Source organism: Pseudomonas entomophila (assembly GCF_029193575.1).
GTDB lineage: Bacteria > Pseudomonadota > Gammaproteobacteria > Pseudomonadales > Pseudomonadaceae > Aquipseudomonas > Aquipseudomonas entomophila_G.
Genome location: NZ_JARGCS010000022.1, coordinates 221,008 through 228,491, shown reverse-complemented (window position 1 = coordinate 228,491; position 7,484 = coordinate 221,008). Strand labels below are relative to the sequence as shown.

General features: G+C 55.2%; 2 protein-coding genes, 2 tRNA genes and 2 rRNA genes. 1 reads left to right on the top strand and 5 read right to left on the bottom strand.

Features of this window, described 5'->3' with window-relative positions:
• Positions 1 to 57: 57 nt before the first annotated feature.
• The 4 genes from P0Y43_RS11020 to P0Y43_RS11005 form a co-directional block, all read right to left on the bottom strand.
• Positions 58 to 2,949, bottom strand: a 23S ribosomal RNA gene (locus tag P0Y43_RS11020).
• 237 nt (positions 2,950 to 3,186) lie between these two features.
• Positions 3,187 to 3,262, bottom strand: a tRNA-Ala gene (locus P0Y43_RS11015).
• 6 nt (positions 3,263 to 3,268) lie between these two features.
• Positions 3,269 to 3,345, bottom strand: a tRNA-Ile gene (locus tag P0Y43_RS11010).
• Between the two features lie 77 nt (positions 3,346 to 3,422).
• A 16S ribosomal RNA gene (locus P0Y43_RS11005) occupies positions 3,423 to 4,959 on the bottom strand.
• Together the 16S and 23S rRNA genes with 2 tRNA genes alongside form the textbook arrangement of a ribosomal RNA operon.
• A 457-nt stretch (positions 4,960 to 5,416) precedes the next feature.
• Here P0Y43_RS11005 and P0Y43_RS11000 point away from each other — a divergent pair.
• Positions 5,417 to 6,301, top strand: coding sequence for a formate/nitrite transporter family protein (locus tag P0Y43_RS11000; RefSeq protein ID WP_275637319.1), 885 nt, complete (start codon positions 5,417 to 5,419; stop codon positions 6,299 to 6,301).
• A 3-nt stretch (positions 6,302 to 6,304) separates the two neighbouring features.
• Here P0Y43_RS11000 and P0Y43_RS10995 read toward each other — a convergent pair whose 3' ends face one another.
• Complete coding sequence (locus P0Y43_RS10995; RefSeq protein ID WP_275637318.1) at positions 6,305 to 7,399, bottom strand: MBL fold metallo-hydrolase; 1,095 nt, start codon at positions 7,397 to 7,399, stop codon at positions 6,305 to 6,307.
• Positions 7,400 to 7,484: the final 85 nt, after the last annotated feature.

Below are 7,484 nucleotides of genomic sequence, written 5' to 3'. Positions count from 1 at the left end.
TCTTTCGTCTTCACCACCACAATTCGGCGTCTGACGCTCAAATTGCTTGGGTGTTATATGGTCAAGCCTCACGGGCAATTAGTATTGGTTAGCTCAACGCCTCACAGCGCTTACACACCCAACCTATCAACGTCGTAGTCTTCGACGGCCCTTCAGGGGATTCAAGATCCCAGTGAGATCTCATCTTGAGGCAAGTTTCCCGCTTAGATGCTTTCAGCGGTTATCTCTTCCGAACATAGCTACCCGGCAATGCCACTGGCGTGACAACCGGAACACCAGAGGTTCGTCCACTCCGGTCCTCTCGTACTAGGAGCAGCCCCTCTCAAATCTCAAACGTCCACGGCAGATAGGGACCGAACTGTCTCACGACGTTCTAAACCCAGCTCGCGTACCACTTTAAATGGCGAACAGCCATACCCTTGGGACCGGCTTCAGCCCCAGGATGTGATGAGCCGACATCGAGGTGCCAAACACCGCCGTCGATATGAACTCTTGGGCGGTATCAGCCTGTTATCCCCGGAGTACCTTTTATCCGTTGAGCGATGGCCCTTCCATACAGAACCACCGGATCACTAAGACCTACTTTCGTACCTGCTCGACGTGTCTGTCTCGCAGTCAAGCGCGCTTTTGCCTTTATACTCTACGACCGATTTCCGACCGGTCTGAGCGCACCTTCGTACTCCTCCGTTACTCTTTGGGAGGAGACCGCCCCAGTCAAACTACCCACCATACACTGTCCTCGATCCGGATCACGGACCTGAGTTAGAACCTCAAGGTTGCCAGGGTGGTATTTCAAGGATGGCTCCATGAGAACTGGCGTCCCCACTTCAAAGCCTCCCACCTATCCTACACAAGCAAGCTCAAAGTCCAGTGCAAAGCTATAGTAAAGGTTCACGGGGTCTTTCCGTCTAGCCGCGGATACACTGCATCTTCACAGCGATTTCAATTTCACTGAGTCTCGGGTGGAGACAGCGCCGCCATCGTTACGCCATTCGTGCAGGTCGGAACTTACCCGACAAGGAATTTCGCTACCTTAGGACCGTTATAGTTACGGCCGCCGTTTACCGGGGCTTCGATCAAGAGCTTCGCTTGCGCTAACCCCATCAATTAACCTTCCGGCACCGGGCAGGCGTCACACCCTATACGTCCACTTTCGTGTTTGCAGAGTGCTGTGTTTTTAATAAACAGTCGCAGCGGCCTGGTATCTTCGACCGGCATGAGCTTACGGAGCAAGTCCTTCACCCTCGCCGGCGCACCTTCTCCCGAAGTTACGGTGCCATTTTGCCTAGTTCCTTCACCCGAGTTCTCTCAAGCGCCTTGGTATTCTCTACCCGACCACCTGTGTCGGTTTGGGGTACGGTTCCCGGTTATCTGAAGCTTAGGAGCTTTTCTTGGAAGCATGGCATCAACCACTTCGTCGCCTAAAGGCAACTCGTCATCAGCTCTCGGCCTTGAAATCCCGGATTTGCCTAAGATTTCAGCCTACCACCTTAAACTTGGACAACCAACGCCAAGCTGGCCTAGCCTTCTCCGTCCCTCCATCGCAATAACCGGAAGTACAGGAATATTAACCTGTTTTCCATCGACTACGCTTTTCAGCCTCGCCTTAGGGACCGACTAACCCTGCGTCGATTAACGTTGCGCAGGAAACCTTGGTCTTTCGGCGTGCGAGTTTTTCACTCGCATTGTCGTTACTCATGTCAGCATTCGCACTTCTGATACCTCCAGCAAGCTTCTCAACTCACCTTCACAGGCTTACAGAACGCTCCTCTACCGCATCACCAAAGGTGATACCCGTAGCTTCGGTGCATGGTTTGAGCCCCGTTACATCTTCCGCGCAGGCCGACTCGACTAGTGAGCTATTACGCTTTCTTTAAAGGGTGGCTGCTTCTAAGCCAACCTCCTAGCTGTCTAAGCCTTCCCACATCGTTTCCCACTTAACCATGACTTTGGGACCTTAGCTGACGGTCTGGGTTGTTTCCCTTTTCACGACGGACGTTAGCACCCGCCGTGTGTCTCCCATGCTCGGCACTTGCTGGTATTCGGAGTTTGCATCGGTTTGGTAAGTCGGGATGACCCCCTAGCCGAAACAGTGCTCTACCCCCAGCAGTGATACATGAGGCGCTACCTAAATAGCTTTCGAGGAGAACCAGCTATCTCCGAGCTTGATTAGCCTTTCACTCCGATCCACAGGTCATCCGCTAACTTTTCAACGGTAGTCGGTTCGGTCCTCCAGTCAGTGTTACCTAACCTTCAACCTGCCCATGGATAGATCGCCCGGTTTCGGGTCTATACCCAGCGACTAAACGCCCTATTAAGACTCGCTTTCGCTACGCCTCCCCTATTCGGTTAAGCTCGCCACTGAATATAAGTCGCTGACCCATTATACAAAAGGTACGCAGTCACCTAACAAAGTAGGCTCCCACTGCTTGTACGCATACGGTTTCAGGTTCTATTTCACTCCCCTCTCCGGGGTTCTTTTCGCCTTTCCCTCACGGTACTGGTTCACTATCGGTCAGTCAGTAGTATTTAGCCTTGGAGGATGGTCCCCCCATGTTCAGACAAAGTTTCTCGTGCTCCGTCCTACTCGATTTCACTGGCAAGAGATTTTCGTGTACGGGGCTATCACCCACTATGGCCGCACTTTCCAGAGCGTTCCACTAATCTCAAACCAGCTTAAGGGCTGGTCCCCGTTCGCTCGCCACTACTAAGGGAATCTCGGTTGATTTCTTTTCCTCAGGGTACTTAGATGTTTCAGTTCCCCTGGTTCGCCTCTTGCACCTATGTATTCAGTACAAGATACCTAGGTTATCCTAGGTGGGTTCCCCCATTCAGAGATCTCTGGATCACAGTCTGTTTGCCGACTCCCCAAAGCTTATCGCAGGCTACCACGTCTTTCATCGCCTCTGACTGCCAAGGCATCCACCGTATGCGCTTCTTCACTTGACCATATAACCCCAAGCAATCTGGTTATACTGTGAAGACGACATTCGCCGAAAATTCGCATGTTGCGCTCTCGCGCAGAACTCACAAATTTTACCTTAGCCTGATTAACCAGCAGTGAAACTGGCCATCAGTCTATCTATCACATATCCGAATTTTTAAAGAACGATCTGACAAAAGCCAGAAATCAACATTCAACAGCGAATGCTCATTTCTAGGTTCTGATCAAGGTACCGCAGAAAGTGGTGGAGCCAAGCGGGATCGAACCGCTGACCTCCTGCGTGCAAGGCAGGCGCTCTCCCAGCTGAGCTATGGCCCCGCATATTGGTAGGTCTGGGCAGATTTGAACTGCCGACCTCACCCTTATCAGGGGTGCGCTCTAACCAACTGAGCTACAGACCTATATAGGGTCTTGATCGTCTTCGACAATGAATCAAGCAATTCGTGTGGGAGCTCATCAGCAGGCTGATGTCTTCGATTAAGGAGGTGATCCAGCCGCAGGTTCCCCTACGGCTACCTTGTTACGACTTCACCCCAGTCATGAATCACACCGTGGTAACCGTCCCCCCGAAGGTTAGACTAGCTACTTCTGGTGCAACCCACTCCCATGGTGTGACGGGCGGTGTGTACAAGGCCCGGGAACGTATTCACCGCGACATTCTGATTCGCGATTACTAGCGATTCCGACTTCACGCAGTCGAGTTGCAGACTGCGATCCGGACTACGATCGGTTTTGTGAGATTAGCTCCACCTCGCGGCTTGGCAACCCTCTGTACCGACCATTGTAGCACGTGTGTAGCCCAGGCCGTAAGGGCCATGATGACTTGACGTCATCCCCACCTTCCTCCGGTTTGTCACCGGCAGTCTCCTTAGAGTGCCCACCATTACGTGCTGGTAACTAAGGACAAGGGTTGCGCTCGTTACGGGACTTAACCCAACATCTCACGACACGAGCTGACGACAGCCATGCAGCACCTGTGTCAGAGTTCCCGAAGGCACCAATCCATCTCTGGAAAGTTCTCTGCATGTCAAGGCCTGGTAAGGTTCTTCGCGTTGCTTCGAATTAAACCACATGCTCCACCGCTTGTGCGGGCCCCCGTCAATTCATTTGAGTTTTAACCTTGCGGCCGTACTCCCCAGGCGGTCAACTTAATGCGTTAGCTGCGCCACTAAAATCTCAAGGATTCCAACGGCTAGTTGACATCGTTTACGGCGTGGACTACCAGGGTATCTAATCCTGTTTGCTCCCCACGCTTTCGCACCTCAGTGTCAGTATCAGTCCAGGTGGTCGCCTTCGCCACTGGTGTTCCTTCCTATATCTACGCATTTCACCGCTACACAGGAAATTCCACCACCCTCTACCATACTCTAGCTCGCCAGTTTTGGATGCAGTTCCCAGGTTGAGCCCGGGGCTTTCACATCCAACTTAACGAACCACCTACGCGCGCTTTACGCCCAGTAATTCCGATTAACGCTTGCACCCTCTGTATTACCGCGGCTGCTGGCACAGAGTTAGCCGGTGCTTATTCTGTCGGTAACGTCAAAATTGCACGGTATTAACGTACAACCCTTCCTCCCAACTTAAAGTGCTTTACAATCCGAAGACCTTCTTCACACACGCGGCATGGCTGGATCAGGCTTTCGCCCATTGTCCAATATTCCCCACTGCTGCCTCCCGTAGGAGTCTGGACCGTGTCTCAGTTCCAGTGTGACTGATCATCCTCTCAGACCAGTTACGGATCGTCGCCTTGGTGAGCCATTACCTCACCAACTAGCTAATCCGACCTAGGCTCATCTGATAGCGCAAGGCCCGAAGGTCCCCTGCTTTCTCCCGTAGGACGTATGCGGTATTAGCGTTCCTTTCGAAACGTTGTCCCCCACTACCAGGCAGATTCCTAGGCATTACTCACCCGTCCGCCGCTGAATCCAGGAGCAAGCTCCCGTCATCCGCTCGACTTGCATGTGTTAGGCCTGCCGCCAGCGTTCAATCTGAGCCATGATCAAACTCTTCAGTTCAATACTGCTTGGGTTTTTAAGAAACCCTAAACTTGGCTCAGCAATCTCAAATGACTATGTGATTTCTCGCATGGCCACTTGTGATGCCGATAATCTTGGCGACGATCAGTCCATACTCACAAGCACCCACACGAATTGCTTGATTCAATTTGTTAAAGAGCGTTTGGCTAAGAGCGTTTCGCCTCAACCGAGGCCGCGCATTCTACAGCAGCCTTACTTCGTGTCAAGCGTTGTTTTGAAGTTTTTTCGATTTCGCTTTCTTTCAAAAGCTTTCAACTTCAAACACTTACCGCCTGCCTCGCTGCGTGCATCGCTGCGAGGAGGCGAATAATACGTGGTTTGAAATTGGAGTCAACACTTTGCCCCAAAAAAATTTGAGATGACCCGATGCATCGACCCAGCAACTATTCGAAGCGCCATTGATCTGTAGAGAAACACCCCGCGGAGTGGAGCCGTCATGAGCGAAACGCAAAGCGACAAGACCCCCGGCCTCTCGGCAGACGAAGAACAGGAAGTCAGCCACAACCAACCGCCCCGAGCCGCAGTACTGCACGAGATCATCCGCGCCCAGGGCGACCAGGAGCTGGAGCGCACCCTCGCCGCCCTGTGGTGGTCGGCACTGGCCGCTGGACTGACCATGGGCCTGTCGTTGATGGCCATGGGGCTGCTCTATGCACGCCTCCCCGAAGGTGGCAGCAGCCAGGTGATCGCCAGCCTCGGCTACAGTGCAGGCTTCCTCGCGGTGATTCTCGCGCGCCAGCAATTGTTCACCGAGAACACCCTCACCGCGGTACTTCCACTGATGACCACCCCTACCCTGGCCAACCTTGGCCGGCTGCTGCGCTTGTGGAGCGTGGTGCTGCTCGGCAACCTGGCGGGGACCTTGCTAGTGGCCTGGGTGATGTTGGAACTGCCGATTTTCGACAGCAAGACCGACGTGGCGTTCCTCGATGTGGGCCGCAAGGTGATGCAGAACGACATCAGCCAGATGTTCGCCAAGGGCATCGTCTCGGGCTGGATGATCGCCACCATGGTCTGGATGATCCCCTCGATGGAACACGCCAAAATCTGGATCATCCTGATGATCACCTACCTGATGGCGCTGGGGGATTTCACCCATATAGTGGTCGGTTCGGTGGAAGTCTCGTACCTGGTGTGGGCCGGCGATGAAACCTGGCGGGCCTTCTGGCTGGCGTTCGCCTTGCCGACCTTGGCCGGCAACATCGTCGGCGGCAGTTTCATCTTTGCGCTGATCAGCCACGCCCAAGTACGCAGCGACAGCGGCAAGCCGCCGTCGAAGCTGTTCAAGGACACCCCACCACCGCGCAAACCTGCCGACTGACCTTCAGCGCGCCACCACCGCCTGCTCCGCAGCCTTGCTACGCTTTCGTAGCGGTCGGGGTTGCCACCAGTTCTGCCCGGCATGAGGCGAATCGAGGCTGACCCGCTCGCCCATCTGCGGCGTGCTCAGCGACACCTGCGCCGCCGCGGCCAGGGCCACGATGCGTTCGAACGGTTCCTGCCAGCCATGGATCGACAAGTCGAAGGTGCCGTTGTGGATCGGCAGCATCCAGCGCCCACGCAAATCCAAATGCGCCTGCAGGCTCTGCTCGGGCTGCATGTGCACGTTGGGCCAGGCCACGTTATAGGCGCCGGTCTCCATCAGTGTCAGATCGAACGGCCCGAAGCGCTCGCCGATCTGCCTGAATCCGTCGAAATAGCCGGTGTCGCCACTGAAGAACAGGCGCAGGTCGTCATCCATCACCACCCACGAAGCCCACAGGGTACTGTTGCTGTCGAACAAACCGCGCCCGGAGAAGTGTTGCGCCGGGGTCGCGACGAAACGCACGCCGTCCACTTCGGTTTCCTGCCACCAGTCCAGTTGGCGCACCTTGTCGGCCGGTATCCCCCAGGCGACCAGGCGGTCTCCCACACCCACCGGCGCGAGGAAATAGTCGGTACTGGGCGCCAGGCTGCGCACCGACTGTTCGTCCAAGTGATCGAAGTGGTCGTGGGAGAGGATCACCGCGGCCAACGGCGGCAGTTCGCTGAGCGCCAGCGGTGGCGCGTGGAAGCGTTGAGGCCCGGCCCATTGCACCGGCGAGGCGCGCTCGGCGAATACCGGGTCGGTGATGAAGAAACGCCCGCGCAACTTCAGCAATACCGTGGAATGCCCCAGGCGCCAGAGGCTGTGGTCCGGGGCATCCAGCACCTGCTGGCGGGTCATCGCCTGCACGCTCGGCGGCGTGGCAGGACGGGTCTCGGGGGGCTTGCGCAGGAACAGGTACTTCAGGCCAATGCGCAGCTTCTTCAGCACCCCGTCCCGAGGCAACGTGGCCTGGTTGTGAAAGCGTCCATCCCGATGCGGCGCCGGCTCTGCGGCGGGTGAAGCCATGGCAACCATGAGCAGGAACACTCCGAGCAAGAGGAAAGCCTTCATGTTACCCCACAGTGATCGCATCAACCGTGAATTGGCTTGTAAGGTCATTTTTCCGCCATGAATCATTGTTCAACAATATTCACGC

What these genes read in the sequence shown, in the direction of transcription:
- P0Y43_RS11000 (WP_275637319.1), top strand. Translation starts at nt 5,417, where the DNA reads ATGAGCGAAACGCAAAGCGACAAGACCCCCGGCCTCTCGGCAGACGAA.
- P0Y43_RS10995 (WP_275637318.1), bottom strand. Translation starts at nt 7,399, where the DNA reads ATGAAGGCTTTCCTCTTGCTCGGAGTGTTCCTGCTCATGGTTGCCATG.